The sequence below is a fragment of the uncultured Sulfuricurvum sp. genome, from assembly GCF_937936435.1.
In the GTDB taxonomy this organism is placed as follows: domain Bacteria; phylum Campylobacterota; class Campylobacteria; order Campylobacterales; family Sulfurimonadaceae; genus Sulfuricurvum.
Genome location: NZ_CALDDG010000011.1, coordinates 26,960 through 52,185 on the forward strand (window position 1 = coordinate 26,960; position 25,226 = coordinate 52,185).

30 protein-coding genes and 1 pseudogene are annotated in these 25,226 nt (G+C 44.0%); 20 read left to right on the top strand and 11 right to left on the bottom strand.

Annotated elements, in window-relative coordinates:
• Positions 1 to 242: 242 nt before the first annotated feature.
• Together Q0389_RS01680 and Q0389_RS01685 are read right to left on the bottom strand one after the other, a co-directional pair.
• Positions 243 to 1,853 (bottom strand): diguanylate cyclase, encoded by a 1,611-nt coding sequence (locus Q0389_RS01680; RefSeq protein WP_298690984.1) that lies wholly within the window; start codon positions 1,851 to 1,853, stop codon positions 243 to 245.
• A 135-nt stretch (positions 1,854 to 1,988) separates the two neighbouring features.
• On the bottom strand, positions 1,989 to 3,107 hold the full coding sequence (locus Q0389_RS01685) for a site-specific integrase (protein ID WP_298690986.1): 1,119 nt from the start codon (positions 3,105 to 3,107) through the stop codon (positions 1,989 to 1,991).
• Between the two features lie 474 nt (positions 3,108 to 3,581).
• On the opposite strand from Q0389_RS01685, the gene Q0389_RS01690 reads away from it, so the two are divergent.
• The 3 genes from Q0389_RS01690 to Q0389_RS01700 all read left to right on the top strand — a co-directional run bounded on the left by Q0389_RS01690 (position 3,582) and on the right by Q0389_RS01700 (position 5,668).
• Complete coding sequence (locus tag Q0389_RS01690; RefSeq protein WP_298690989.1) at positions 3,582 to 3,986, top strand: hypothetical protein; 405 nt, start codon at positions 3,582 to 3,584, stop codon at positions 3,984 to 3,986.
• A 161-nt stretch (positions 3,987 to 4,147) separates the two neighbouring features.
• Entirely contained in the window at positions 4,148 to 5,146 is a 999-nt protein-coding gene (locus Q0389_RS01695) for a methyl-accepting chemotaxis protein (protein WP_298690991.1), read from the top strand.
• Positions 5,147 to 5,233: 87 nt separating this feature from the next.
• Positions 5,234 to 5,668 (top strand): MarR family transcriptional regulator, encoded by a 435-nt coding sequence (locus Q0389_RS01700; RefSeq protein ID WP_298690993.1) that lies wholly within the window; start codon positions 5,234 to 5,236, stop codon positions 5,666 to 5,668.
• On the opposite strand, the gene Q0389_RS01705 is transcribed toward Q0389_RS01700, so the two are convergent.
• Positions 5,669 to 7,714, bottom strand: a complete 2,046-nt coding sequence (locus Q0389_RS01705) for an EAL domain-containing protein (protein ID WP_298690995.1) — start codon at positions 7,712 to 7,714, stop codon at positions 5,669 to 5,671. It abuts the gene before it with no gap.
• 171 nt (positions 7,715 to 7,885) lie between these two features.
• On the opposite strand from Q0389_RS01705, the gene Q0389_RS01710 reads away from it, so the two are divergent.
• The 3 genes from Q0389_RS01710 to Q0389_RS01720 are packed head-to-tail and all read left to right on the top strand — an operon-like array spanning position 7,886 to position 9,028.
• Positions 7,886 to 8,041 (top strand): hypothetical protein, encoded by a 156-nt coding sequence (locus tag Q0389_RS01710; RefSeq protein ID WP_298691041.1) that lies wholly within the window; start codon positions 7,886 to 7,888, stop codon positions 8,039 to 8,041.
• A gap of 7 nt (positions 8,042 to 8,048) precedes the next feature.
• Positions 8,049 to 8,231 (top strand): hypothetical protein, encoded by a 183-nt coding sequence (locus Q0389_RS01715; protein ID WP_298690997.1) that lies wholly within the window; start codon positions 8,049 to 8,051, stop codon positions 8,229 to 8,231.
• Positions 8,232 to 8,287: 56 nt separating this feature from the next.
• Entirely contained in the window at positions 8,288 to 9,028 is a 741-nt protein-coding gene (locus Q0389_RS01720; RefSeq protein WP_298690999.1) for a polysaccharide deacetylase family protein, read from the top strand.
• A gap of 1 nt (position 9,029) precedes the next feature.
• Here Q0389_RS01720 and Q0389_RS01725 read toward each other — a convergent pair whose 3' ends face one another.
• The gene (locus Q0389_RS01725) at positions 9,030 to 9,302 is read right to left on the bottom strand and encodes a metal/formaldehyde-sensitive transcriptional repressor (protein WP_298691001.1); all 273 of its coding nucleotides are present in this window, start codon (positions 9,300 to 9,302) and stop codon (positions 9,030 to 9,032) included.
• 75 nt (positions 9,303 to 9,377) lie between these two features.
• Between Q0389_RS01725 and dmeF the strand changes: the two genes are divergently transcribed.
• Entirely contained in the window at positions 9,378 to 10,313 is a 936-nt protein-coding gene (gene dmeF / locus Q0389_RS01730) for a CDF family Co(II)/Ni(II) efflux transporter DmeF (protein WP_298691003.1), read from the top strand.
• A 64-nt stretch (positions 10,314 to 10,377) separates the two neighbouring features.
• Positions 10,378 to 10,932, top strand: a complete 555-nt coding sequence (locus tag Q0389_RS01735; protein WP_298691005.1) for a manganese efflux pump MntP family protein — start codon at positions 10,378 to 10,380, stop codon at positions 10,930 to 10,932.
• Here Q0389_RS01735 and Q0389_RS01740 read toward each other — a convergent pair.
• The gene (locus Q0389_RS01740; RefSeq protein WP_298691007.1) at positions 10,929 to 11,294 is read right to left on the bottom strand and encodes a hypothetical protein; all 366 of its coding nucleotides are present in this window, start codon (positions 11,292 to 11,294) and stop codon (positions 10,929 to 10,931) included. The two genes, Q0389_RS01735 and Q0389_RS01740, sit on opposite strands and share 4 nt — an antisense overlap.
• Before the next feature lie 64 nt (positions 11,295 to 11,358).
• On the opposite strand from Q0389_RS01740, the gene Q0389_RS01745 reads away from it, so the two are divergent.
• A complete protein-coding gene (locus Q0389_RS01745; protein WP_298691009.1) occupies positions 11,359 to 11,760 on the top strand; it encodes a rhodanese-like domain-containing protein in 402 nt (133 codons plus the stop codon).
• Positions 11,761 to 11,798: 38 nt separating this feature from the next.
• Here the strand turns inward: Q0389_RS01745 and Q0389_RS01750 are convergent, their stop codons facing one another.
• Positions 11,799 to 12,113: a hypothetical protein gene (locus tag Q0389_RS01750; protein ID WP_298691011.1), complete on the bottom strand. Its 315-nt coding sequence runs from the start codon at positions 12,111 to 12,113 to the stop codon at positions 11,799 to 11,801.
• Between the two features lie 95 nt (positions 12,114 to 12,208).
• Between Q0389_RS01750 and Q0389_RS01755 the strand changes: the two genes are divergently transcribed.
• Entirely contained in the window at positions 12,209 to 13,417 is a 1,209-nt protein-coding gene (locus Q0389_RS01755) for a diguanylate cyclase (protein ID WP_298691013.1), read from the top strand.
• Between the two features lies 1 nt (position 13,418).
• Here Q0389_RS01755 and Q0389_RS01760 read toward each other — a convergent pair whose 3' ends face one another.
• The 4 genes from Q0389_RS01760 to Q0389_RS01775 are packed head-to-tail and all read right to left on the bottom strand — an operon-like array spanning position 13,419 to position 16,376.
• Positions 13,419 to 13,757, bottom strand: a complete 339-nt coding sequence (locus Q0389_RS01760) for a translation initiation factor (RefSeq protein WP_298691015.1) — start codon at positions 13,755 to 13,757, stop codon at positions 13,419 to 13,421.
• Entirely contained in the window at positions 13,750 to 13,959 is a 210-nt protein-coding gene (locus Q0389_RS01765) for a DUF1653 domain-containing protein (protein ID WP_298691016.1), read from the bottom strand. Before Q0389_RS01765 ends, Q0389_RS01760 begins: the two co-directional genes overlap by 8 nt.
• Positions 13,952 to 14,785 carry a DUF5718 family protein gene (locus Q0389_RS01770; protein ID WP_298691018.1) on the bottom strand — a complete coding sequence of 278 codons (834 nt, stop codon included), beginning with the start codon at positions 14,783 to 14,785 and terminating at the stop codon, positions 13,952 to 13,954. Before Q0389_RS01770 ends, Q0389_RS01765 begins: the two co-directional genes overlap by 8 nt.
• On the bottom strand, positions 14,772 to 16,376 hold the full coding sequence (locus Q0389_RS01775) for an ATP-binding cassette domain-containing protein (protein ID WP_298691020.1): 1,605 nt from the start codon (positions 16,374 to 16,376) through the stop codon (positions 14,772 to 14,774). The genes Q0389_RS01770 and Q0389_RS01775 overlap by 14 nt, the downstream gene beginning before the upstream one ends.
• 131 nt (positions 16,377 to 16,507) lie before the next feature.
• On the opposite strand from Q0389_RS01775, the gene Q0389_RS01780 reads away from it, so the two are divergent.
• The 10 genes and pseudogenes from Q0389_RS01780 (at position 16,508) to crcB (ending at position 24,598) form a co-directional block, all read left to right on the top strand.
• On the top strand, positions 16,508 to 18,622 hold the full coding sequence (locus tag Q0389_RS01780; RefSeq protein ID WP_298691021.1) for an EAL domain-containing protein: 2,115 nt from the start codon (positions 16,508 to 16,510) through the stop codon (positions 18,620 to 18,622).
• A gap of 161 nt (positions 18,623 to 18,783) precedes the next feature.
• Positions 18,784 to 19,056 carry an RNA-binding protein gene (locus tag Q0389_RS01785; protein ID WP_298691023.1) on the top strand — a complete coding sequence of 91 codons (273 nt, stop codon included), beginning with the start codon at positions 18,784 to 18,786 and terminating at the stop codon, positions 19,054 to 19,056.
• 94 nt (positions 19,057 to 19,150) lie between these two features.
• Complete coding sequence (locus Q0389_RS01790; protein ID WP_298691025.1) at positions 19,151 to 19,354, top strand: RNA-binding S4 domain-containing protein; 204 nt, start codon at positions 19,151 to 19,153, stop codon at positions 19,352 to 19,354.
• Between the two features lie 75 nt (positions 19,355 to 19,429).
• The gene (locus Q0389_RS01795; RefSeq protein WP_298691027.1) at positions 19,430 to 20,752 is read left to right on the top strand and encodes a S41 family peptidase; all 1,323 of its coding nucleotides are present in this window, start codon (positions 19,430 to 19,432) and stop codon (positions 20,750 to 20,752) included.
• A 2-nt stretch (positions 20,753 to 20,754) separates the two neighbouring features.
• A complete protein-coding gene (gene purC / locus Q0389_RS01800; protein WP_298691029.1) occupies positions 20,755 to 21,465 on the top strand; it encodes a phosphoribosylaminoimidazolesuccinocarboxamide synthase in 711 nt (236 codons plus the stop codon).
• 23 nt (positions 21,466 to 21,488) lie between these two features.
• On the top strand, positions 21,489 to 21,731 hold the full coding sequence (gene purS / locus Q0389_RS01805; RefSeq protein ID WP_298691031.1) for a phosphoribosylformylglycinamidine synthase subunit PurS: 243 nt from the start codon (positions 21,489 to 21,491) through the stop codon (positions 21,729 to 21,731).
• Positions 21,728 to 22,401, top strand: a pseudogene (purQ, locus tag Q0389_RS01810) (phosphoribosylformylglycinamidine synthase subunit PurQ). The gene purS and the pseudogene purQ overlap by 4 nt, the downstream one beginning before the upstream one ends.
• The gene (locus tag Q0389_RS01815; protein WP_298691033.1) at positions 22,398 to 23,564 is read left to right on the top strand and encodes a hypothetical protein; all 1,167 of its coding nucleotides are present in this window, start codon (positions 22,398 to 22,400) and stop codon (positions 23,562 to 23,564) included. The pseudogene purQ and the gene Q0389_RS01815 overlap by 4 nt, the downstream one beginning before the upstream one ends.
• Entirely contained in the window at positions 23,545 to 24,240 is a 696-nt protein-coding gene (locus Q0389_RS01820) for a 1-acyl-sn-glycerol-3-phosphate acyltransferase (RefSeq protein ID WP_298691035.1), read from the top strand. The genes Q0389_RS01815 and Q0389_RS01820 overlap by 20 nt, the downstream gene beginning before the upstream one ends.
• Positions 24,209 to 24,598: a fluoride efflux transporter CrcB gene (gene crcB / locus Q0389_RS01825; RefSeq protein WP_298691039.1), complete on the top strand. Its 390-nt coding sequence runs from the start codon at positions 24,209 to 24,211 to the stop codon at positions 24,596 to 24,598. Before Q0389_RS01820 ends, crcB begins: the two co-directional genes overlap by 32 nt.
• On the opposite strand, the gene Q0389_RS01830 is transcribed toward crcB, so the two are convergent.
• Complete coding sequence (locus tag Q0389_RS01830) at positions 24,573 to 25,157, bottom strand: ATP-binding cassette domain-containing protein (RefSeq protein WP_298691037.1); 585 nt, start codon at positions 25,155 to 25,157, stop codon at positions 24,573 to 24,575. The genes crcB and Q0389_RS01830 overlap by 26 nt on opposite strands.
• Between the last annotated feature and the right edge of the window lie 69 nt (positions 25,158 to 25,226).

Below are 25,226 nucleotides of genomic sequence, written 5' to 3' on the forward strand. Positions count from 1 at the left end.
CCCTTTTGATGATAGGCGAGCATATCTTTCTCACCTAACTAACATAATAAAATCAAAAGAGTAACTTTTTAGTAACAATGCTGCAGAGCATTTATTTTAATGATATTTAGGAATGACCCTAGTTTTTCAGACAGCATCAGTACAGTTCATAAACCTGTTCTTTTTGGAACTTTTACTTCAAACTAAAATCACTGTTTCAACAGTAAGAAGTATTGGAGAAATTCCAGGTTTTATAAAGTTTACTACTCTTTGCTGATACAGACTTGATTTCTTCCAGAGTTTTTAGCATCATAAACAGCTTGGTCCGCACGTTCACAAAATTGTTCAAACGATTCGTCTTTTTTGAGTTCTGCGACGCCAAAACTACAGGTAATTTGATTAATGGGCTGTACTTTCAATTCCATTATAATTTTTCGCAAATTATCAGCCAGTTGTGCAGCTTTAGACTCATCAGTCTCAACTGTAAGAATAACAAACTCTTCACCACCCCATCGTGCGAATAGATCACTTTGACGTATATGTGATTTGATTGAGTGGGCAAATGCCTGTAGAACTTCATCACCAATACTGTGACCATAGTTGTCGTTGATAGATTTAAATTTATCAATATCGCAAAATATTAGTGACAGAGGTGTTTCGTAACGGCGGCTTCTTGCCACTTCTTTATTGACTAAAGTCATGAAACTACGTCGATTCATAATGCCAGTTAAGACATCTATAGAAGCCAGTTCATCTTTTTGTTTAATTATCTTGTCAGTGTAATCAAGCAAATGGTTAATGGAAAAACCTAGCTGCCCAAATTCATCATTTGATTTTGTTTTGATTCTAATCCCAAAATCCTCAGTCTGTTCTACTTTGTGCAACGAATAAATAAGAATGGATAGTGCTTGCAACATTCTTGATACGGTCAAAATAGTCAATAAAGAAATAATAATAAATACAGCAATAGCTGATAGAGAATAAATAAAAAGATCTCTTTCATTTTTTGATATTGTATTTTTAGAGTATTCCTGTACTTGATTCAATAGATCTTTTTCTACTTCAAACATTGTATCTATCACGAGTGTTGATTCACTCCACCATTGCACAGTTGTACTATTACGAGAAACATTCTCTTTTTTTAGAATTGATTGAATCTGGTTATTGACAGAATAAAAAACATCAGTTTCTATTCTATTTTTAAGGTTATTAAAATCCGAATCGCTTTGGTCTAACTGAAAAGTTTTATATCTACTCTCAAAACCAAAGTAGCGTTGACTTATATCTAATGACTCACTGGTTGTCAGACTTCCTTTTTGATAATACCTTGATATAGTTGCCCGTAACAGCCCTAGGTCTTCCCTTGCATATGCTAGATTACATATAGAATCAAGTTTATGCGTAATCTCTTTTGCATGATCTAAACTTCCTACAGAAATATGAATTTGATCAAGCACCTGCTCTATTTTTTCTGTATAAAATTGCTTGACAATATCCCATGAAGCTGTACCGGTGTCAATTTTTTGACGTATTTCTTGTAACTCTTTTTCAAAAGTTGCAAGTTTCTTTTTATCATTTGCATCAATAAAATCAATGAGATCTTTTAATCGTGAATCAGTGATCTGACGTTGTTTGAGTAATTTATTACGAATATCCACATCATTCTTTGCTAAATTCGCAGCGCTGAGCCCTCGCTCTTGTTGCAGAGAATGTACGATTTGTGACAAATGGGCTGTTTTATTTATGACTTCTAAAGATTTTTGAGCATTGATCAAATTACCTTCTACATTCTCATACTCTTTAAAGATAGCCAGCCCCAAAAATATTAAAGCAAAAGTAGAAAGTACAATAATTCTAAAACGGATTGATTTCATTAAAGTTCCAACTGAGATTTTTGAAGAATTATAACTAACATAGTAGGTATAAACCTAGATATCTATAAATACAAGACATGGATACATAATATCCATTCAATTCAGCTTTCAATAATCTGTAGTTTTGGAAAAAAATTAAGCTAATAAACTTTTAGATACTTCCTGCACCTTATTACTCGCTTCTTTCCTTTGAAGCGAAAGATACTGTTTAACGGTATGGGTATCGGTATGTCCGAGCAATGCCGAGAGGTGAATGGCATCTACCCCTTGGGATGATAGAGCCGATACCGCTAAGTTACGCATCCAGTGAAAGCCGAACTCTTCGATTCCCGTATCTTTACGGATAGCGTAGATATGATCTCGGATTTCGGTGTATTGTCCCCCTCTTGGGGATTTAAACACTAAGCCCTCTTTTTTCTCGTATTTGGCAATCTCTTCTAAAGCGGTTTTGATCTCTTCGGGTAGGCTGAATTCAAGATCAACTCCGACTTTGCTTTCCTCTTTGGGGATGATGAATGTATTGTGTTTGAGATCGACATTGTCCCATGTAAGAGATAGCACTTCATTACGTCGACGTCCATAGAATCCAAAGAGTAGTATAGCTCTCATGATTGGATTGTCTTGATAGACGCTCATAATACTCTTATGGACTTTTTTATATTTATCAACAGCGTTATGGATTACTCTCTTTTCTTCCACCAGTTTACGGGTGACACGGTGAGATTTTTTGATCGGGGATACTTGGATCGATTCGTCTTCGAGTGCGAGTTCAAATAAGGGATGCAATACTTCGGTCACCATCTTTTGCGAACGCTTGGAGAGGTGGGAGACATTCGAAGCGATTGTTGTAATATCAGAGGATTTAACTTCGGCTATCGGTTTGTTTCCGATTATCTCTTTGATGTGTTTATTAAAGAAGCCTTTGAGTTTGTATTGGTGATCTGCCGACCAGTTATTACGCTTAATATGGATCAGACGTTCCAGGTAATCATCGATACTCATATCGGGACTGGCGGTTGTGCTTTTGGGGAGTGTTTTAGTCTCTTCGGCAATGAACCGCTTTAGGGCGAATTCGGCAAGTTCGATATTCTTTCCCCGTGTCGTGCCGTTGACGGTGATGGTCTTGCGGTAGCGTTTACCGTTTATACGCAGATCGAAGAGGAATTTGTTATCATCGCTCTTATGGATTTTCAGAGAAGGGATTTCATTCCCTTTATGTGTCACTTGCAGATAGTCGGAAAAGTTAATAGCCATACAGTCCCCCCGTGGTGACCTATTGGGTGACCACTTTTTAGATACTGCATAGTATCGATATAGATTTAAGAACTCTATTAAGCCCCTATATTACGAGAAAAGAATTATAAGGAAACGATAGAAAAGCGTTTTTTTCAGGTTCGAATCCCCTTGGGGTCACCACTTACAACTTCCAAAATTTCCTTTTTTTTATCGAATTTTATACAGAAGCCATTCTAATCCTCTTTTTTAAATTTTTTATTTGTTACTGACTTGTTACTCTTGTTATGATTTTGACTGCCTCACAAAAGGTATTTTTGCTTTATCGCACCATGAATAACATTCATGATTATATTTTAGGCAATTAATCGGAAATAAAACGTCCAAACAGACTTTTATTGCCACAAAAACAAACAATAACAGGAAATTTAATAATTCTATAATATTCGTTGCTCTAATATGACTGTAACCATATAACCGCACAAAAGGCTAGCCATGAATAACCTCACGATCAAAGCAAAGCTTTTCATCATACCAATGACGTTGATAGTTGTATTTTTAGCAACATATCTGATCTATTTAAATGCCAACAAATCGGCAGAAGAGGCACTAGACCGTGCTGCAGATGCAAAAGAGATTCAAAACGAGTTTTTGCAAACCCGCATTACCGTTTATCAATTTCTCAAAAACCCGAATAATGAAACCTTGGATAAAGTTCATGTCGGTCTTGAAAGCAACAAACAAAAGATTGTCGACTTGAAAGAAAAACTCTCCCTCGAAGCTAACCGAAAAAAATGTGACGTTGCAATCGCATACGTCGATCAGTACCGTGTCGATTTCGACGGAAAGCACCCGTTATTATCAAGACCGATGTTGTCGATCGTAATAAAATCGATTTAAGCAGTCTTGTTGCTACGGGAGGAAAGCTTGCAGAAACGCTTGAAACCATTGTAGGCAGTGCCGTAGAACTGAGTAAAAATAAATCCGAATCGGTCGGTACCTATTTGGCTATCTGTTTCATCTTCGCGCTTGCGTTTGTTTTTGCAGTCAGTTTTTTCGTCATGAAAGAGATTCAAGGTTCGATCCATTTACTAGCGACCAAAATCAAAAATTTCGTCGATACAAAAGATTTGAAAATCCGTCTCGAATATGCCAAAAAAGATGAGATTAAGGTCATTATCGACAGTTTCAATACACTCTTGGAAACGCTTGAGCATACAATCAAAGAGGCGAAATATGCCGCAGACGAAAATGCGTCCGTATCAAGCGAACTGAGCGCCACCAGTCTTCAAATCGGCAAAAATGCCGAAGCGAGTATGAGTATCGTACAAAACACGATTGATGAGATCACGGAGATCAAAAGTTTTATCGAATCCACTGCCGCAATTTCCGAAGAGACCAAAAACGGGATTAAAGTCGCAGGTGATCGTCTCAACGAGATGCTCAAAGACATTCAAGCGCTTAAAGACGACGTCGGAACGGCAAGCGAATCGGAAACGGCACTTGCCGCCAAACTCGAAGAGATGAGTACCGAAGCGGCACAAGTAAAACTGATTTTGGTCGTCATCAGCGATATTGCCGATCAAACCAACCTTCTAGCGCTCAACGCGGCGATCGAAGCGGCACGCGCAGGAGAACACGGACGCGGTTTTGCCGTAGTCGCGGATGAGGTACGTAAGTTGGCGGAACGGACACAAAAAAGCCTAACGGAAATCAATGCCACGATCAACGTCATCGTCCAATCGATCAACGACTCCTCTGAACAGATGGGACACAATGCTAAAAACATCGAACGTCTCGTCGGTATTTCCGAAAGTGTGGAACATGTAGTCGTCGATACCGTCAATGCGATGAACCAATCCATCATTAATGTCGCCAGCAATGCCGATAATTCGGTTAAAATTGCCGAAGATTCCGTAAAAATCGTCAATTCCGTCTCGAAAATCAATGATTTGACCGCCAGTAATGCCCGCAGCGTCGAAGAGATCGCCAGTGCGGCAGAACATCTTTACGGTCTTACCGACAGTCTTAAAAACAAACTCGGACAATTTAAATCTTAACCCTTTAACTTTTCACAGCCTCTGCAACCGCTTGATGGCGGTTGTAAAAATTCTTCCTGTTCGTTATACTTTTCGAAAAGGTTGTGTATGAGTTTTGAATCCGATAAGTCGATTACTTTTCTGATCGCAAAAGCGCGAAATGCTCTTAAAAACGAATTTGAAAGAGAACTCAAACCCTACGGAATTTCCTATGCGCACCGCGTCATACTGATCCGACTTTGCGAACAAGATGCCCTCACCCAAAAAGAATTGGCGCAAGACACCTATTTTGAACAATCCAATCTCACTTTGATGCTCGATAAAATGGAACACAAAGGACTTGTCACCCGTACCCAAAAAGAGAATGACCGACGTGCCTATCTGGTAAAGGTAACTCCGAAAGGGAGAGAGCTGATAGAGAATCTCTCCTCTCTAGGAGAGGCCATCATCGATAACGCGTTGAGAGGGATTGACGAAGAACACAGACAAATACTCGCCGCGTTACTCGAACGCATATACGCAAATTTGAAAGAGCCGCGATAATCATTCGATTACGGCGACAGGCTCTCCGAAATAGTATCCTTGCGAGTAATTTACTCCAAGTTCTCTTACTTTTTCAAAAACGTTTCTGGAATGGACAAATTCGGCAACCGTCTGAATATTCATACTTTTCGCAAATGTAACGATCGTTTTCGTAATCATCTGGGCATTCACGTCACTATCGATATTTTTGATCATTGAACCGTCAATCTTGATATAGTCAACTTTCAACTTCATCAAATACTCAAAATTGGAATAACCGGTTCCAAAATCGTCGATCGAGATTTTTGCTCCGTAGATTTTGACGTTGTCGATAAACTCCAAAACCTGATCAAAGTTTTCAATCCCTTCCGATTCGATGATCTCAAAAACGATTTTCGGGCCGATGCCACTCTCTTTTAGCCTTTTTAAAATAAATCCGCTGGTCTCTTTATTGATAATATCCTCGACGGAAATATTGATCGAGACGATGTAGGGGAGATTCTCAAACCGTTTGAATGTTTTATCGATAATGATCTTGGTCAATTGATGGTAAAGTTTATTTTTTTTGGCAAGCTCTAAAAAATGGATCGGAGCGATAAACAGACCGTTGTGATCGATCATCCGCATCAATGCTTCGTATTTCACTATCTGTTCGGTTTGTGTCTCTACGATCGGTTGAAAAAGAGGGACGATTCTATCTTCGTCGATGGCTTTTTTGAGCCGTTTCGTCCAATCGAAGTTTTTCTCATACTCTTTCGCCATTGCCATCGATTCATCGTAAATCAGAAAATTCTTTTTGCTCTTTTTCGCCAGTTTCAAAGCGATATCCGCGTTAGTCAGCAAGAGTTCGGAACCATACGATATCCCTATCGTCGCACTCAGGCTCACTTCGCTCGTATCGCTGATCGTGAAACTTTTCTGCGTAATTTTTTCACTCACCATCGATGCGAAAACTTTGAACTCGTTAAAACTCAATCCCATATGGCATACATGGGCGAATTCATCCGAATGGAGCCGATAAAGGCTGTTCGGATGCGGTACGATCTCTTGTAAAAATGCGGCAAATTCTTTGAGGATAAAATCTCCCGCCTGATCGCCGTACAGATCGTTGATCTCTTGAAAGCCGTCAATATTGACAATCATCAAAAAGACGTTTTCTCTCTCTTCCAGTCTTTCGGTCAGCCGTCTGCGATTTTCAAGACCGGTCAGCGCATCGTAATAAAACTGATGTTCGATAGAATCAAGCATCGAATTAAAAACCGCTTTGATCGAATCGATCTCTTCGATATTGTCGTTCACGTCAACCCGTTTCTTCATATCCTGTGAAAGGGTAATATTTTTGATCACATTCACAAAATCTTTGATCGGTTTGATCAGATATTGCTTAAGCTCAAAAAAGATTGCCAAATAGACCGTCAATGAAAAAATAACGATGAAAACAATAAAAAAGTTGATCATTTCGCTCAATGAAACTTTTAAATCTTCAATCGGGTAAGAGACGTCAATAACGCCGAGAACATCCCCTACATTGGCATTGACATGGCATTTTAGACAATTTTCTTTGGCACTTACCGGGTAATAGTATTCAATGAAATCGGAATTTGAGATATTCAACACCTCTTCGCCCCGTATCGCTTTTTGGACGGATAGGTTGGTCGTTCTCGCATCTTTATCTTTTTCGATTTCGCCAAAAAGGCGGGCAACGATTTCGCTTCGGTAAACATCCACTTTCATATTCGGATCAACCGTGTTTAAACGGCTAATAATTTCATTGAGATCGTCTTTATTCCATCCTCTCTGCATCGCCGAATACAGCGTTTCGAATACCAGTTTGCTGGTCTTCTTCGCATCTACGTGCGCCAGATTGGAAATCGAATCGCGTTTCATATACTCACCGTATATAAAAGCGAATACGAGAGTGACAATCATCGTAAAAAATATAATTTTAGCCGCTATTTTCGTATATGTCGTTTTCTGTGTCATTGCTGTGTCTGCCGTTAGTCCCTCTTCTGCGATACATTGCCTGATCACGTTATACGCAAAAGCGATATAAAGCGGATCAAACATTCAAAAAAACAAGAAAGAATTATTTACAACTCTAATACTATATATTATTCTATGATTATACTTAAATCACCTAAATTCTTGCTCGGGGAAAAGGGAATCCTCTGTTTAGCGACAGTCGATTTATTAATATTCCTTTGATATGATTGTTAATCATATCAACAGGAGGATTCCGTGAGATCGATTCTCTTCTCTTTTTTGACCATAGGATTCATCACCGGATGCAGCGCAACATGGAACGGCGTAAAAGAAGATACGGGACATGCCGTGGATTGGACCAAAGAACAGGTCAATCAGGGGGCATCCTACGTCAAAGAAAAAACGGAGTGATTTTTTTATGTGTTTTCTATTAACCGTTGCTTTCATCGTCGCAGCCCTCTCTTTTTATTCGCACGGTTTGATTCCCCACGCTCTCATCAGCGCTATTATTGCCGCGACAGCTCTTTTTTTTCTGATCCGGAAACTCATCACGAACGGACGGTGTATTTTCGGAAAAGATACAGACTGCCATTCCTCTTAAAGCTCTTTCGTGCAAAGAGTGTATTACAATCTCTTTCACCATTCGAGGAGAATTCCATGCCAACTTTTCTAGCAAGCTTTTTACTATGTGCATCCATCCTCTCGGCTCAAGAACCTCTGCAATGGGGGGAAAATGTTACCGGTGTCGTCACGACGTTCACTACCGGCAAAAAGGAAATCGCCCTCACTTTCGACGCCTGCGGAGGGAGTGCCAAAAGTTCCCAATACGATACCAAACTGATCGATTATTTAATCGAAAACCGTATCCCCGCGACCTTGTTCATCAACTCCCGATGGATACGCAGCAATCCCGAAATTTTTGAAAAATTGGCCTCCAATCCCCTTTTTGAAATCGCCAATCACGGCACTGCCCACCATCCCCTCTCCGTCAATGGCAAAAGTATTTATAATATACCCGGTACCTCTTCACCTAAAGAAGTCGCGGAAGAGATTAACGGCAACGGTGACCTCATCGAAAAACTGACCGGGAAACGTCCCCGTTTTTTCCGCTCGGGAACTGCATATTACGATGAACAGGCAGTAGAGATTGCCCATCATAACGGAGTGGAAATCGCAGGATTCAGCATTTTGGGAGATGCGGGAGCCACTTTCAGCGCATCAAAAGTGGCACAGCAGATTGAAAGTGCCAAAGCGGGAGATATCCTCATTTTTCATATGAACCATCCCGAAAGTGGCACAAGTGAAGGGATCAGCCAAGGTGTCGGCAAGCTCAGATCCGAAGGATTTGAATTTGTCCGTCTCAGCGATGTCAAAGAGCATCTGAACCGCCTCCCCTGAGTTATTTCAGATACGAACGCAAGACTCCCACCAGCTTCTCTAAATCTTCATTTCTCTGCTGAGCCGGTACATCGGCTCCGAGATGTTCGCGAATATAGCCTTCCATCACCTCATTCATCAATCCGTTCACGGCACCCCGGATCGCTGCGATCTGTTGCAAGACTGCCGAACACTCCTTTTCGTCATCAAGCGCTTTTTCCAGTGCTTCGGCCTGCCCTTTTATTCTCCGTACACGCGTCAATAACTGTTTCTTGGAATGGATCGTATGCGCCATAATGTTCTCTTTCTTTTAATCGTAATTAAGTATACTGGGGTATAGTATCATAAGTTTAATAAAGGACACACTTGAATGGACACTTCATCTACTGCTGAGTATCGGCATCACTCCCATATTTTCGATGAAGGAAATCCTTTAGCCGAAAAAAATACCCGTATCGCCGTTGCATTGACGGCATTTATGATGGTAGCTGAAATTTTCGGCGGTTGGATATACAACTCCATGGCTCTTCTCGCCGACGGCTGGCATATGGGGACACATGCACTGGCGTTGGGTCTCTCAGTCATGGCCTACGGCGCCGCCCGAAAATATGCCGGAGATAACCGTTTTGCTTTCGGTACCTGGAAAATAGAGGTTTTAGGAGGATATACCAGCGCTATTTTTCTCGTTGCCGTAGCGGCGCTGATGTTGTTTGAATCGGCGCAACGGCTCATCGCTCCGACTCCGATCCGTTATGACGAAGCGATCATTATCGCCATCATCGGTTTGAGTGTCAATCTGATATGCGCATGGCTGCTTAAAGAAGGGCATTCGCACGATCACCATCACCATAACCACGGACATGAGCATCACCATCATGCACATCATCACGATCTTAATCTCCGTTCCGCTTATATGCACGTCATCGCCGATGCCGCAACGTCGGTTCTGGCGATTTTCGCACTGATTTGCGGCAAGATATGGGGAGCGGCATGGCTTGATCCGATGATGGGGATCGTCGGTGCAGGATTGGTCGGAATATGGGCGTATGGTTTATTACGCGATACCGGACGCATTTTATTGGATGCGGAGATGGATGCCCCTGTCGTCGCTGAAATATATGAAGTGATCGAAGCCAGCCCGGTCCCTGCGACAATCACCGATTTGCACGTCTGGCGCGTCGGTAAAGGGAAGTATTCCTGTATCCTCTCCCTTCATACCGCCGAAGAAGTCGATCCCGATTTTTTCAAAGACCAGCTCCGCATCCACGAAGAGTTGGTCCATATTACCGTCGAAATCAACAAATAGCCCTAAGCCCTTTTATCAGATAGGCACGCTATGATTCGCCACTTTTTTTAGGACATGTATCATTATGGAAATGCTTCTCCTCCTCGCGGTTGCACTGGCGATGGATTCCGTCGCCGTCTCGATCGCCATCGGATCCAAATACAAAGAACTTCTGTTTTCAAAAACTCTTTTCGTTGCCGCCACATTCGGATTTTTTCAGGGAGCCATGCCGTTGGCGGGCTATTTCATCGGCATCAGCTTCGCCGAATACGTCCAGGCGTACGATCATTGGATCGCGTTTCTTCTCCTCGTCGGATTAGGAGGAAAAATGCTCTATGAAGCCTATAAGAACGAGTTCGATGACGAAGTCACCGATCTCTCTTCCAAAACCCTTCTCTCTTTGGCTATTGCTACAAGCATCGATGCCATGGCGGTCGGTGTCACATTCGCCTTTTTAAAAGACGATATCTACACCGCATCGGCCGTTATCGCTATCGTTACTGCGGCGCTTTGTCTGATTGCCGTGTTTATCGGGAAAAAGCTGGGTTCATTGTTGGAGAGCAAGGCGGAAATGCTCGGAGGAGTCATCCTCATCGCATTGGGAGTTAAAATACTCTCCGAGCATATGGGATGGTTTTAATCCCATCCGTCGCGTGCATGATTGTCGTGCTTTGATTTTTTATAGCGACGGGCGTTGATCTTTTTTTCCAGCTGATTTTGGGCGTAAAAGAGTTCTTCCTTAATCGTTTCGATATCGGTATCGCTTGCTCTGAAATCGAGAATCTTTTGTCCTAACGCCTCTAGCTCGGTGTATTCATCTTTATAAAGCTTGACCGCCTCGTTTTTCTCTAAAAATCGAAAATTCATGTCCACTTTCGCATCATATTGCTCTTTGGTCGGATTGTCGCTTTTAGCCAGATATGATAGTATGCCGCTGATAAACCTGCCCAATAACCGTATATACCGAAGGCGTTTTGAATTTTCTGCTTTAGATGTCCCCATATAACCTCGTGTTAGTTAATCGTCGATACAATACTACTATTATACCGATTCAAGGATGTATTTTATGCGCTTAGCCCTACTCTCATTACTCTTGACCTTAAGCACCTTGAGTGCCGACTACATTCGTCAACCGATCGATCAAAAACTGGTCGACTCAAAAATCAAAATCATCGATATCCGAACTCCGGGAGAATGGAAAATGACCGGACTGGTCAAAGGTTCTATTCCGATTATGTTTTTCGACGAACAGGGAAAATATAATATGGATCGTTTCTTGACTGAACTCAACAAAAATGTACAAAAGAATGAACGTTTCGCCGTGATTTGTAATAGCGGTAGCCGCTCACAAGTACTTGGAACTTATCTTGGAAAACAACTCGGATACAACGTCATCGATTTGGCGGGAGGAATCCAATACGCTATCGGCAAAAAAATAACACTTGAGCCTTACACACCGAAACCTTAATATCGTTTAGCCGATCTGCATCACTTATGCAGAAGCGGCTAACGCAAAAACTCCAGAAGTTCCAAATACTCTTTTTCGATTACACTGAGATTTTCCAACATCCGCATCTCATCGATACCGGTATTTTCGTTTAAAAACTCGCGACGCCATTGAATATTGTCTTGCAGTTCCGAAAGCCCTGTCGTCAGGTATTCGATCATCGATTCGATATCGCTCCCCCGAACAATCCCTTCCGTATCGGCTTTGTAAAATAAAAGCGCGTAATCTCCCGTTTCATGAGAAAACCGAAAATCTTCGGCAATATTATGAATGATCACCTTAATCCGTTCGTCTTTGATAACCCGTTTGGCCATAATCCGCCTCCGACCGAAAATTCTCCCTTATTCTAATCGCTTTTGGTATAGGAGTTGCTTAGGATATCTATCCAAATAGTAAAGACACTCCAATCGTGGAATCACTGAAACTTAAATCCAAACTTCTTTATCTTTTACTGCTGGTCGGATTTGGGCTTGTGGTTATCGGGCTCATCGGATATTTTAATATCCAAAACATCAAGCGTCATATGGATACCCTCTATTTCGGTTCGCTTATCCCTCTGAGCGAACTCAACGGAATCACCGATACCTATAACAACCGACTCGCTTCTACTATTTACCGCTGGAACGGGCATCTTGTAGATACCGATCAGGCACTTGGGGATATCGACCTTGCCCTCGAACGGATCGATCAACTCTGGGCCAGTTATCTTTCGCACGATAAACGTCCCGAAGAGATGGCTTATGTGGACTATACCGAATCGCAAATCGACTCGATGAAACGCTATTTCGAGCACGTCCGCTCTTTGATCGCTTCGCCGGATACGAACCATCCCATCTCTCTAACGACACTGGATGAAAATATCCAATCGATCCATAATACCGTTCACAGGCTAATTACCTATGAAAATGCCGCTGCCCGTTACGAACACTCTATCCTACTGGCAGGCTACCATAACGCACTCATTCAGCTCGTCCTTTTTTTAGGGGTGACATTGATTCTCGTCATGGGACTGGCGTGGAAAATTTTTACCCGTATCGAGCTGCAGCAACAGCAACTCATCGCTTCGACTGAAACCCTCAAACACCTCAATTTTAAACTCGAACAGGCATCCTATACCGATTCGCTCAGCGGACTGTACAACCGCCGTTATTTCAATATCGTTTACGAACGGGAGATCAAACGTGCCGCCCGCTCGAACAAACCTTTTGTCTTTATGATGCTCGACATCGATTTTTTCAAACAGTATAACGATACCTACGGTCATTTACAGGGGGATCAGGCCCTTCAAGCCGTCGCTAAAGTGCTCAAAAGCACCTTTCAGCGTCCGGGAGATTATCCGTTCCGCCTAGGAGGAGAGGAATTCGGCGTCATCATTACAGACTCCGAATGCAAAAATTCCCGCGCTATGGGCGAAAAAGTTCGTACAAACATTGAAAATTTAAAAATGGAACACAAGGGGAGCAAAGTAGCGCAGGTACTTACCGTCTCAATCGGCGGTATCTGCATCGTTCCGAACGCGGATATGGGAGATGATGCGCTTATCCATGCCGCCGATACGAATCTATATGCGGCAAAAGAGCGGGGGCGAAATCAGGTCGTTTTCGGTAATAGACTGTAACTTACTTCGGATTTTTGAACTTAAACCCCATCGATTCGAGGCTATCACGAACTTTAAGGGCAATATCACCTTGAAGCTCCATCCACCCCTCTTTGTAAGCACCGCCGCAGGCAAGCGATTTTTTCAGAGTTGACAGAGCTTTTTGGGCATCCTCTTCACTAAGGCTAAAAGAGCCCACCAACGTTACCGCTTTGCCTTTGCGTTTCTCTTTTCGAAAGACCAGACGATGCAGCGAAGGGGGAAGAAGTTCGATCGTCTTGGAGACTTTATCCTCTTCCAGACTCCAGCCCTCATCCCATGAGGCACCGAAATCCAATGAAATTTTCGTCCCTTTAGCCATTGACTTCTCCGCAGTATTCGAAACGTTTGACGCCGTTCGGCATCGTTTCGGTAAACATTTTCAACGGGCGAACCCATAATCCCCGTTCCCCGTACAAAGGGCGGTAAACAACGAGGCTCTCATTGGTTTCGGAATGTTTTGCCACACCGATAACTTCGTAGTGTTTCCCCTTGTAATGGCGGTAAAGGCCGTTCTTAACCACGACGTACCTTCTGTATCAACGCACTGATACCTTCGGATTGAAATACCCCGCGATTAGCCATCGTAAGGATAGGATTCGTACAGTATTTGTTATTATCGTATACAACGACGATTACCTCATCCCCTTCGCGTAAAAAATTCGTCTCGCCGAAGTGGGTATAGCGTGTCGCCCCGATACTGATAATCGCCTTTTGAGGCAATCCGGCCTCTTTGAGATAGGAACCGATCGCTTCGAGCGGACCGAAATCGGTTTGAGCATTGATCTGATTTTTAAGCCAGTCGGTCAGTTTCGTATAAAAATAGCTGTATCCCGGCAGTTCGACATCTTCGCCATACCGCATCAACATGCCGTCCCTCCGCAAAAAAGAGGCGATACGATACGTATCCATAATTCCCCCTTTGTCGAAAGTATCGATTGGAATCAATGTCGAAGAGAGCCCTTTGGAAGATTCACCCCAATTTTTTTTATGGCTGATCTTAGCGGCTCCCTCTTTACGCAAAGAACAGTCGTTATACGCACCGAAAAATCGGGGAGTGATCCGATTCACCTTTCCCAGTTCATCATACGCCAAATCGCAAATCAAAGCCACTTCGGGCTCAGGCTGAACGTTGCACTCCTCTTCGGGAAGAACGATCGTATCGGAACTGATCGGATACTTACCCAGCTGCCCTTCCCGTCCGGGAACATAAAACGGAAAGACCCCTTTGGGTCCGTTAGGGTCTTCCGTCAAAATCTGTTTAAAATCCTCTATTTCACCGGCTTGTTCGAGATGCAGAGCGAAGTTTCCGGCAACGCCGAAACCGACGTACTCTTTATAACGTTCCATTGGCCTTAGCCTCGGCGAACTCCTCGTACGTCCCTTTGAAATCGATATAGCTTCCGTCCGCATGCAATTCGATCACGCGCCCCGCGAATGCGTCGAGGAGTTCACGGTCATGACTGACACAAATAACGTTTCCGTCAAACTCAAACAACGCTTCACCCAGGGCGATAATCGCTTCGAGGTCGAGATGGTTGGTCGGTTCGTCCAGTACGAGGAAATTTCCCCCCTCCAACATCATTTTAGAGAGCATCATGCAGTGCTTTTCGCCCCCACTGATTTTCTCAATACTTTTTTCCTGTTGCTCACCGTTGAAAAGCATACGTCCCAAACAGTTGCGAATCTCAGAAATTTCCCGTTTCGGATCGAAAGCGCGGAGCCAGTCATACAGCGTCTCCGTCCCTTTGATACGGTCGGTCGTATCTTGCGGAAAATAGCTCGGTTCGATGGTTGCTCCCCATTTGACGCTTCCCGCACTCGGTTTAAGCTCTTCCATGATGATTTTCAGCAACGTCGATTTACCGACGCCGTTGGCACCGATTACGGCAATTTTTTCACCCGGAACGATTTTAAGATCGATATTTTTAAGCACTTCCAAACTGTCGTAGTTATGAGATACATCGATCACATCGAGGGCTTCATCCCCCATTTGGCGTTTGGCTTTAAACACGATGCTCGGATCACGACGGCTGGAAGGTTTGATATCGTCGATAACCAATTTATCCAATTGTTTTTGACGGGAAGTGGCCTGTTTCGCTTTTGACGCATTGGCCGAGAAACGGCGGACGAATGCTTCGAGCTGCTCTTTTTCTTTGAGTTTTTTATCGCGTTCCAACTGCGCCTGATTCGCCATAACGGTCGATGCAAGATACCAGTCGTCATAGTTTCCGGTAAATTCACGAATCTTTTGAAAATCGACGTCGAGGATATTTGTGACAACCGCATTAAGGAAGTGGCGGTCATGCGAAATAACGACCATTGTCCCCTCGTGACGCTGAAGCTCATGCTCCAGCCATCCGATCGTATCGATATCGAGGTTGTTGGTCGGTTCGTCTAGGAACAAAACATCCGGTTTCGGATACAAAACCTGCGCCAATAAAACTTTGAATTTTTCAGACGAAGGGAGGGTCGACATCAAATCCTGATGATTTTCAGAAGGGATACCGACGTTTTCGAGGATTTTAGCGATTTGTACGTCGTATTCGTACGTCGGGTCTTCTTCGACACAGATCATTTCCAAATCGGCAAGACGGTTGTTGACCGCATCGTCTTCAAAATCGCCCGTTGCGTACAGATGCTCTTTCTCTTTGATCGCATCGTAAAGGCGCTTGTTCCCCCATAAAACCGCATCGGCGATTGTAAACTCTTCAAACGCAAATTGGTTTTGTCCCAAAACGCCTACTTTTAGACCCGGTTCAATAGAGATATCCCCCTCATATTCTTTGATCTCACCGCTGAGAATTTTCAAAAAGGTGGTTTTCCCTGCTCCGTTCGCACCGATAAGACCGTAACGCTTGTTACGGTCGAGTTTAAGGTTGATCCCCTCAAATAAAATCCGGCTTCCAAAACGCATTGTTAATTTCGTAACTTGTACCATCGTAAAACTCTTTAAATAAAATTTCGCGATTATAGCCAAATTCCTATTATCCCTTCCTAATATGTTTCAAGAAGGAAGATTTAAAGCATAACAAATTACAATATCACAAATTCATCACCGACTAGGAAAAAATGCAAAGCGAAGCCCCTGCTTACGATATTCTGAACTACCTTCCCGACGGTATCTTAATGGTCGATGAACGAGGGGTTATATTATTCGTCAACGATGCGTTTGCGGAGATGCTCGGTCATGAAACGGCGATGCTTTTCGGACTCAACATCCTCTCATTGCTTGCCGATATCGACGTCTTCGGCGAATGTATCGCCACGGTTATGAAAGAGGGGAAATCCCTAGATTCTGAGACCGATTTCATCCATAGTGAAGGGCATATCGTCCATACGGTCAAAAGCGTACGGATGATTCGCAACAAAGAGCATATCCGCTTTTTCGTCAATATCCGCAATCTGACGGAACTCAGCCGCCTTAATAAAGAGCTTCGTCTCTCTAAAGAACTTATCGAATATCAGGCGCAAGAGCTCTCGTCTCTTCTTAATTCCAAAAATCAGGAACTCGAAGAGATTCTCGGAAGCATCAATGAAGTGATCTGGTATATCGATAACGATACTCTCGCCCTGCGTTACGTCAATAACGCCGTCGAATCGATTTTCGGATTTACCCAGGAAACCTTTTTAACCGATTATACCCTCTGGCAGCAGCAGATCCATCCCGACGACCGCGAACTGGTCAAAATGTTTTTCGAAACCCTCTCACCCGGACAATCCAGAGAGATCCGTTTCCGTATTATTCGAAACGACGGCATTACCCGATGGCTAAACAGCCGTATCCATCACCATTCGCGCCTCAACGTTTTTATCGGAATTACCGATGATATCACAACCTCCAAGACCCAAAGCGAAGAAATCGCTTTTTTAGCCTATCACGATCCGCTGACGATGCTTCCCAACAGGGCGAAATTGAAGCTCCAATTGGAAGATCGCTTTGCGCACCCTCCCTCTTCCGCGTTTGCTCTCCTTTTTCTGGACATCGACAACTTCAAAAACGTCAATGATACGATGGGACACGAAATCGGAGACCATATCCTCAGCGAGGTGAGCCGATTGATCCAAAACATGCTCGATTCCAATGACTTTTTCGCCCGTTTCGGCGGTGATGAATTTGTCCTTCTTCTCCATAATTCCGATATCGAGCACATCGACACCTTTGCCGAGCGTCTGATTCAAGCATTTAAACATCCGTTTAAAATCAACGAAATCGATTTCTTTCTCTCTCTTTCCATCGGCATCGTCCTCTATCCCCAAGACGCTTCTAATACCGAAGATTTGATTAGGCATGCCGATACGGCTATGTACGAAGCCAAGAAAAAAGGGAAAAACCAATTTGTTTATTACGATGCGTCGATGCAATGCGCGATTCACAATTTCCTTCATATCGAATCGCTTATTCGCGACGGTCTCGAGCACAATCTATTCGAACTCTATTTTCAACCTTTAGTCAACAGTAAAACATTACGAGTGGAAGGGTATGAGGCGCTTTTACGACTTCCGCATCCGAGCGAAGGGTATATTTCGCCGGATCTTTTTATCGGGGTGGCCGAAACCAACGGAGACATCCACCGCATCGGAAAAGAGGTTTTACTGCAAGCGTGCGATTTCATCGAAACAGTCCGCGCCGTTCAGGAGGAACCTTTTTTCGTAGCGATCAATATCTCTTCCAAACAACTTCAGCAAGAATTTTTCGCTTACGAACTGCTTGCCTATCTAAAAGACCGGAATATCCCCCCCGCATACCTAAAAGTCGAGTTAACCGAAAGTGCCGTAATGGACAATATCGAAATTGCAACGGTGCAGCTTCGTCAGCTCAAAGACGGAGGGGTTAAAATAGCATTGGACGATTTCGGTACCGGATACTCTTCATTCGCCTATCTGGCGCAGCTCCCGATCGATACGCTCAAAATCGATAAATCGTTTATTCTCACGTTATTCGAGGTTAATTCTCACCGCCATATCGTCGAAGCCATGTCCAATCTGGCTCATGTTTTAGGGATGAGTGTAACGGCCGAGGGTGTCGAAGAGAGTTCGCATTACGAGGTGCTTGTCGATTATAAAATCGATACGTTGCAAGGCTTTCATCTCTGCCGACCGCTTCCCAAAGAGCTCATCCTCAAAAAACTGCATGAAAACGCCCCCTACTTTACCCCTTCTTCTGCCGAAGGATATTCGATATGAATCCGTTAAATTTCCCAAAGAGATTAAAATATCTCACAAACGTTACAAAGGCGATCTAATCACAGAATCACAATTATTTTTAACATTCCCATAAGATTCCAATGGATAAAATATGCTAAGGATTATGCTGGTTATAGTTCGATTTTTTCACGGAGTACAATGTGACACAAATTTATGTCGGGAATATTCCCTACGGTAAAGACGAAAACGATCTTGCAGATCTTTTCGGACAATACGGTGAAGTTAGTTCAGTCAAATTCGTTAACGACAAAGAAACAGGCCGCTTCCGCGGATTCGGTTTCGTCGAAATGGCGAACAAAGATGAAGCCAACAAAGCGATCACTGCCCTTGAAGGTAACGATTTTGGCGGACGTACACTTCGTGTTAACGAAGCTCGTCCCCGTGCGCCACGCCCTCCGCGCGATCGCTGGTAATCACATTCATAAAGCCTTTTCGGGCTTTATGCCACTTTAATTTTCTCTTATCACCTGATTCCATTCGCTATTTTCCTAAATATAAAGACTATTAATGACTTACACGCTCAACGAACCGTTTATCGAACTGCACAAATTGATCAAACTGTTAGACCTTGTCGATACCGGAGGACAAGCCAAATTATTGATTGAAAACCATCAGGTTTTCCGAAACGGCACCGTCGAAACCCGTAAACGGGCAAAAATCCTTAAAGGGGAACAAATCCGTATCGGCGATGTCGTGATCGATATCGTATGATTATTGTTATTTAATGGAGTTTTCACTATAATTGCCTATCTTTTATAACGACTCTACCAGAGGTTCGGAAAACTCATGAAAAACACAAAAATGATGGTTGTCGGCTTTCTTAGTGCTGTTGCCGTAAGCGTTGCACTCTCAACATCCCTACTGGCCAAGAATAACGCCGCCGAACCTTCCGAAGCTTCTCTTGAAGCTTCCCGTCTTCAGTCGTTAGCCAAATTTACTAAAGTACTCGGTATCGTCGAACAATACAATGTCGACAACCTGACAATCGATCAATTGATCGATAAATCGCTTCAGGGTCTTCTCTCCAATCTCGACGCCCACTCGACTTATCTCGACAAAAAAAGTTATGACAATCTCAAAACACAAACCGACGGCGAATTCGGCGGGCTTGGAATTACGGTCGGAATGCGGGACAACGCTCTCACCGTCATCGCTCCGATCGAAGGGACTCCGGCCGATAAAGCGGGGATGAAAGCCGGCGATATTATTCTCAAAATCAACGATCAGTCAACTTTGAGCATGACGATCGACGATGCCGTATCGATCATGCGCGGCGCACCGAAAACTCCGATCGATTTGACCGTCGTTCGAAAAGGGGAAGCCGAACCTCTTAAATTTCACATCATCCGCGATATTATCACCGTAGAATCGGTTTATACCCGTACTATCGGCGGAAACATCCTTTATATCCGTGTAACCAGCTTCGATAAAAAAGTAGCGGCTGATGTTAAAAAAGCGATCAAAAAATATGCCGCGAAATCCAAAGGGATCATTTTGGATCTCCGTAACAATCCGGGCGGTTTGCTGGATCAGGCAGTCGATTTGACCGATCTGTTCGTTAACGAAGGGGTCATCGTCTCTCAAAAAGGGCGCAATAAATCGGATGACGTATCGTACAGTGCGACAAAAAGTGCTACCGTTACCGATCTTCCTCTCGTAGTATTGGTCAATGAAGGATCAGCCAGCGCATCCGAAATCGTCAGCGGCGCGTTACAAGATCTCAAACGCGGCGTTATCGTCGGCGAAAAAACATTCGGAAAAGGATCGGTACAAGTCGTCATGCCGATCACCGATACCGAAGCGATTAAACTCACCGTTGCCCGCTATTATTTGCCAAGCGGCCGTACGATTCAGGCTGTCGGCGTTACTCCGGATATCGAAGTCGTCTCCGGCGAAGTCAAAAATCATGACAAAACATTTAATATCAAAGAAGCCGATCTCAAGAAACATTTAGAAAGCGAACTCGAAAAAGAGGACGGAATGATCGATGTCACTGAAGCCAACGCGACCAATAAAACAACGATCACTCCGGATCAGCTGAACAAAGACCTTCAGCTCAAAGAGGGTGTCGACATTATCAAAGCTCTAATCATAGTCAAAGGAAAGTAACCATGGAAAAACGTGATCTAATCTACGAAGGAAAGGCAAAACGCCTCTTTAGTACAGATGATCCCAATTTAGTCATTGCCGAATTCAAAGATGATCTTACGGCGTTTAACGGAGCCAAAAAAGACAGCGAAGCGGGCAAAGGTGCTTTGAACAACAAAATTTCGACCGAACTTTTTAAAATGCTCGCTTCACGCGGCATCGAATCCCATTTCGTAGAGATGCTCGACGACAACCACATGCTGTGCAAAAAAGTGGATATCATCTTGATCGAAGTAATCGTCCGTAATGTCGCTACAGGAAGCCTCAGTAAAAATCTCGGTATTCCCGACGGTAAAGTCCTCCCTTTCACATTGGTCGAATTTGACTACAAAAACGACGCGCTCGGCGATCCGAAACTCAACGATCAACACTGTTTGATTCTTGAACTGGTCAAAAATGAAGCCGAACTGGATCAATTACGTGCCATGGCACGGGAAGTGAATGCTATTTTACGCCCATATTTTGCAGAAAAAGGGCTCAACCTCGTCGACTTCAAACTCGAATTCGGACGCGACGCCGAGGGTAAAATCATCCTTGCGGACGAAATCAGCCCGGACAACTGCCGTTTTTGGGATTTAGAGACCGGCGAAAAAATGGATAAAGACCGTTTCCGCCAAGGTTTGGGCGGCCTTAAAGTCGCATATGAAGAAGTTCTCAACCGAATCCTAAATTAATACGAAACACCAGAAGGAACAGCATGAAAGCAATCGTAAATGTATTTTTAAAAAACGGAGTTTTGGATTCTCAAGGCAAAGCGGTGCAACACGCACTCTCCGGTCACGGATTTGAGAGCGTCAGAGACGTTCGCGTCGGTAAACAGATCATCATCGAAATGGATGAAAGCGATCAAGCACGTGCAAAAGAAAAAGTTGCCCATATGTGTGAAGAACTGTTAGCCAACACCGTCATCGAAGATTATGAGATCGAGATTCAAGCATGAAAGTAGGTATCGTTCAGTTCCCGGGTACCAATTGCGAGTACGATACGCAGCATGCGTTTGCGGCATAGGGTGCGAAACACAAATCTTATGGCATAAAGAAGAGACGATTCCTGCCGGAACCGATCTCGTCGTCGTTGCCGGCGGTTTCAGTTATGGCGATTATCTGCGCAGCGGTGCGATTGCCAAGATGTCTCCGATTATGAAAGCGCTTAAAGTATATGCCGAAAACGGCGGGAAAGTTCTGGGAATCTGCAACGGGTTTCAGGTTCTGACCGAAACGGGCCTTCTTCCGGGTGCACTCAAACGTAACGAAGGGCTCCATTTTATTTCGCGTCATCATCATTTGAAAGTCGTTTCCAACACTAACGACTTTCTCCGCCGCTGTAACGTCAACGACGTAGTTAATATCCCGATTGCCCACCATGACGGTAACTTTTATATCGACGCGGAAGGACTAAAAGAGCTTTATGCAAACGAGCAGGTTCTTCTCAAATATACGGACGCCAAAGGCAATATTGACAATCCGAACGGATCGGTCGACAGCATTGCCGGAATCTGCAATAAAAACAAAAACGTTTTCGGTTTGATGCCGCATCCCGAGCGGGCAATGGAAGCTCTACTCGGTTCCGATGACGGACGAGCGATGCTTGAAGGGTTTATACACGCTTGAAAACGCTGGCTCTCATCCTCCTGATCGTTACGCAGCTTTTTAGCACGGAGCCTTCCGTTCTTTTCGATTCCGCCGCAACTCCGGCTGAAGAGGCTCCATCAGCCGCTACAACGGCAGATACTCAGGAACAAGAAGCCCCTGCCGAGATTAATTCTCTTTTTTCGGGAGTCGCTTCAAACCTTACTATCCAGTTTAACAATCTCCCCTCACACCCTTATGTCGGTGAGATCATAGCCGTATCGGTCAAATTGACTCCGGTCGATATCGCATCCGGAAATATCGAATATACGCTCCAAAACGAACAGGGAATCCGCATTTTTAGCGATACGCCGCGACGCAGCGTAAAAGAAGACGGTGTCTACGATACTTTCTATTTTCTTGTTCAATCTTCTGCCGTCCGACTCCCGGATGTAACCGCAACGCTTACTTCGACGGGCGCCACCTCTGAAACGCTAAGCGGCACAACTCTCAGTGCAACGGCTTTGACCCCTCCCTCAACGTTTGCAAACGTTTTGGCCGATAAATTTGAAATCGTAAACTACAAAACTACGCCGTACAATAACGAAAGCAATGTCGTTATTTTCACCGCCAAAGCGTCACGCTGCAATATCGGTGATTTTAAGATCCCCAATGCAATCAAACAAGGGTTCGAATCCAAACTTCCCAACGTAGGCGAATCGCAAATGACCTATTATGCGATTATCCCCAATTCGGAACAAAATCTTAACTTTTCTATCTTCAATCTGAAGAAGCAGCGTTATGAGTCTATCGTCGTCCCGATTATCGTGGATGACGATACCGTGTCGACACAAAGCGATCTCTCGCCGACCGATGCACGCCATGTTGAGCTTAAACTGACTCTTGCGGGTATCGTTATCGCCGTTCTTTTCGGACTCTTTTACTGGAGACGCGACAAACTCTATCTTTATATCTCCGCGGTTCCGATGTTCTACGTCATTTTCGTCTTTTTACCGAATCCCGAGATCTGTGTTAAAAAAGATGCACCTATTTATCTTCTCCCGATCAATCACGGAACGATATTTGAAATGACGTTGCAAGAAGAACATTTGGAAGCGGAAAAAGAGGTCGGTGATTTCACCAAAGTACACTTGAGCGACGACAAAGTCGGATGGGTCAACAAACGTGATATTTGCTCGAATTAAATGGCTTTATGCCGTTATCGTCATCTTCACGGGGATGACTCTGATGATTACCACCTTTTATCTTTTTCCCAAACCGTATGCCGTTAAATTCTCGGCATGGTTTATCCGTCTTCTCGTTTTCATCCCCATACGGGTCAAAGGGACGCCTGACCCCGATGCCCAAATGTTTTTGCTTAATCACCAAAGCGATATCGATATTGGAATTATGGAAACGATCACCGACAAAGATTTGGCATGGGTTGCCAAAAAAGAGCTCTTTGAAGTCCCTTTTTTCGGTCTGGTCGTCCGCCTTCCTAAAGATATCGCTTTGGAACGCGAGAGTAAAACGGCTCTGGTAAAACTGATCAAAGAGTGCAAAGATCGCCTCGATCGCGGACGTGTCATCACGATTTTTCCTGAAGGGACCCGAACCGAAACGGGAAAAATGAAACCGTTTAAAGCGGGAGCGAAGATGGTTGCCGATAAGTACGCCCTTAAAGTCCAACCGGTCGTCCTTATCGCGACTGCGTGGCATTTCAGCAACAAACGCAAAGTCTTCCATCCCGGAAGCGTCACGGCTATCTATCTCGATGCATTCATCGCAGATAAGGAAAATCCGCAATGGCTGAATGAAACACACGATCGTATGCAGAAGGTTTATGATGATGAGTTGGCAAACCATCCTCGCTATCGGTAGCGGCGGTTTTTTAGGTGCGATATCTCGCGCTTATCTAAACGGGCAAATCAACCACCATTTCCCCCATACTCTCCCTTTCGGTACTCTCGGTGTCAATTTGATAGGCAGCTTCATCATCGGCATTCTGTTCGCCTATTTTGCGTATTCGAATCTTTTCGGCGTACACGTCAAATCGTTTCTCACCACAGGATTTTTGGGAGCATTGACCACTTATTCGACGTTTGCGATGGAGACGGTTTTTTTGCTCGGAGGAGGTAATATTCTGCTGGCTGCGGCCAATATGGCCCTCAACCTTTTCGGAAGCGTATTGATGGCTGGAAGCGGCTATTATCTTATCCGTCAGCTCCTAGGACAATAATCTCATCCGCACACCACTGTGCGAGATCAGCGTCGTGGGTGATTAAAAGTACCCCCATATCACCGATGTTTCGGACAATGAGCTGCATAATATCAAGCTGATTTAGATTATCGAGTGCCGATGTCGGCTCATCCAATAATAAAAGTTCAGGCTTCATCAGCAATGCACGCAAAATCGAGCATCGTTGCAACTGCCCGCCGGAGAGTTTGTGGGGCAGTGCATCCAAATGAGTCTCTTCCAATCCCATCGAGCTTAGCAGTTCTTCATATCCTTCCATCGATGCCACTTCGCGAATCTGCTCTCGAATCGTATAGGTAGGATGAAACGAACTATAAGGGTCCTGAAAAACCTGAGAAAGGCGTGAGGAACGAATCGTACCGCGGGAAGGGTAACGTTCGCCCAAAATCAGAGAGAACAATGTAGACTTTCCGACACCGCTTGGGCCTACGATCACTTTAATTTCACCTCGTCGGAGCTGCAAACTAAAATCGCTTAATATCGGGCGCTCTTTCGTATAGCCGAAACAAATCGATTCGACCGATAGCACTTCCGTATTCAACGAACTTGTCCTTTGCCGTAAATTTTATATTTGTACGTCGTCAATCCCTCGACCCCCATCGGACCGCGG

Bases quoted from the DNA above. Each gene is read 5' to 3' on its own strand.
- Q0389_RS01775 (WP_298691020.1), bottom strand. From the start codon at position 16,376: ATGGTACAAGTTACGAAATTAACAATGCGTTTTGGAAGCCGGATTTTA.
- crcB (WP_298691039.1), top strand. From the start codon at position 24,209: ATGAGTTGGCAAACCATCCTCGCTATCGGTAGCGGCGGTTTTTTAGGT.
- Q0389_RS01790 (WP_298691025.1), top strand. From the start codon at position 19,151: ATGACTTACACGCTCAACGAACCGTTTATCGAACTGCACAAATTGATC.
- Q0389_RS01745 (WP_298691009.1), top strand. From the start codon at position 11,359: ATGCGCTTAGCCCTACTCTCATTACTCTTGACCTTAAGCACCTTGAGT.
- Q0389_RS01715 (WP_298690997.1), top strand. From the start codon at position 8,049: ATGTGTTTTCTATTAACCGTTGCTTTCATCGTCGCAGCCCTCTCTTTT.
- purC (WP_298691029.1), top strand. From the start codon at position 20,755: ATGGAAAAACGTGATCTAATCTACGAAGGAAAGGCAAAACGCCTCTTT.
- Q0389_RS01740 (WP_298691007.1), bottom strand. From the start codon at position 11,294: ATGGGGACATCTAAAGCAGAAAATTCAAAACGCCTTCGGTATATACGG.
- Q0389_RS01685 (WP_298690986.1), bottom strand. From the start codon at position 3,107: ATGGCTATTAACTTTTCCGACTATCTGCAAGTGACACATAAAGGGAAT.
- Q0389_RS01700 (WP_298690993.1), top strand. From the start codon at position 5,234: ATGAGTTTTGAATCCGATAAGTCGATTACTTTTCTGATCGCAAAAGCG.
- Q0389_RS01695 (WP_298690991.1), top strand. From the start codon at position 4,148: ATGAAAGAGATTCAAGGTTCGATCCATTTACTAGCGACCAAAATCAAA.
- Q0389_RS01690 (WP_298690989.1), top strand. From the start codon at position 3,582: ATGAATAACCTCACGATCAAAGCAAAGCTTTTCATCATACCAATGACG.
- Q0389_RS01760 (WP_298691015.1), bottom strand. From the start codon at position 13,757: ATGGCTAAAGGGACGAAAATTTCATTGGATTTCGGTGCCTCATGGGAT.
- Q0389_RS01780 (WP_298691021.1), top strand. From the start codon at position 16,508: ATGCAAAGCGAAGCCCCTGCTTACGATATTCTGAACTACCTTCCCGAC.
- Q0389_RS01770 (WP_298691018.1), bottom strand. From the start codon at position 14,785: ATGGAACGTTATAAAGAGTACGTCGGTTTCGGCGTTGCCGGAAACTTC.
- Q0389_RS01680 (WP_298690984.1), bottom strand. From the start codon at position 1,853: ATGAAATCAATCCGTTTTAGAATTATTGTACTTTCTACTTTTGCTTTA.
- dmeF (WP_298691003.1), top strand. From the start codon at position 9,378: ATGGACACTTCATCTACTGCTGAGTATCGGCATCACTCCCATATTTTC.
- Q0389_RS01725 (WP_298691001.1), bottom strand. From the start codon at position 9,302: ATGGCGCATACGATCCATTCCAAGAAACAGTTATTGACGCGTGTACGG.
- Q0389_RS01720 (WP_298690999.1), top strand. From the start codon at position 8,288: ATGCCAACTTTTCTAGCAAGCTTTTTACTATGTGCATCCATCCTCTCG.
- Q0389_RS01735 (WP_298691005.1), top strand. From the start codon at position 10,378: ATGGAAATGCTTCTCCTCCTCGCGGTTGCACTGGCGATGGATTCCGTC.
- Q0389_RS01705 (WP_298690995.1), bottom strand. From the start codon at position 7,714: ATGTTTGATCCGCTTTATATCGCTTTTGCGTATAACGTGATCAGGCAA.
- purS (WP_298691031.1), top strand. From the start codon at position 21,489: ATGAAAGCAATCGTAAATGTATTTTTAAAAAACGGAGTTTTGGATTCT.
- Q0389_RS01795 (WP_298691027.1), top strand. From the start codon at position 19,430: ATGAAAAACACAAAAATGATGGTTGTCGGCTTTCTTAGTGCTGTTGCC.
- Q0389_RS01750 (WP_298691011.1), bottom strand. From the start codon at position 12,113: ATGGCCAAACGGGTTATCAAAGACGAACGGATTAAGGTGATCATTCAT.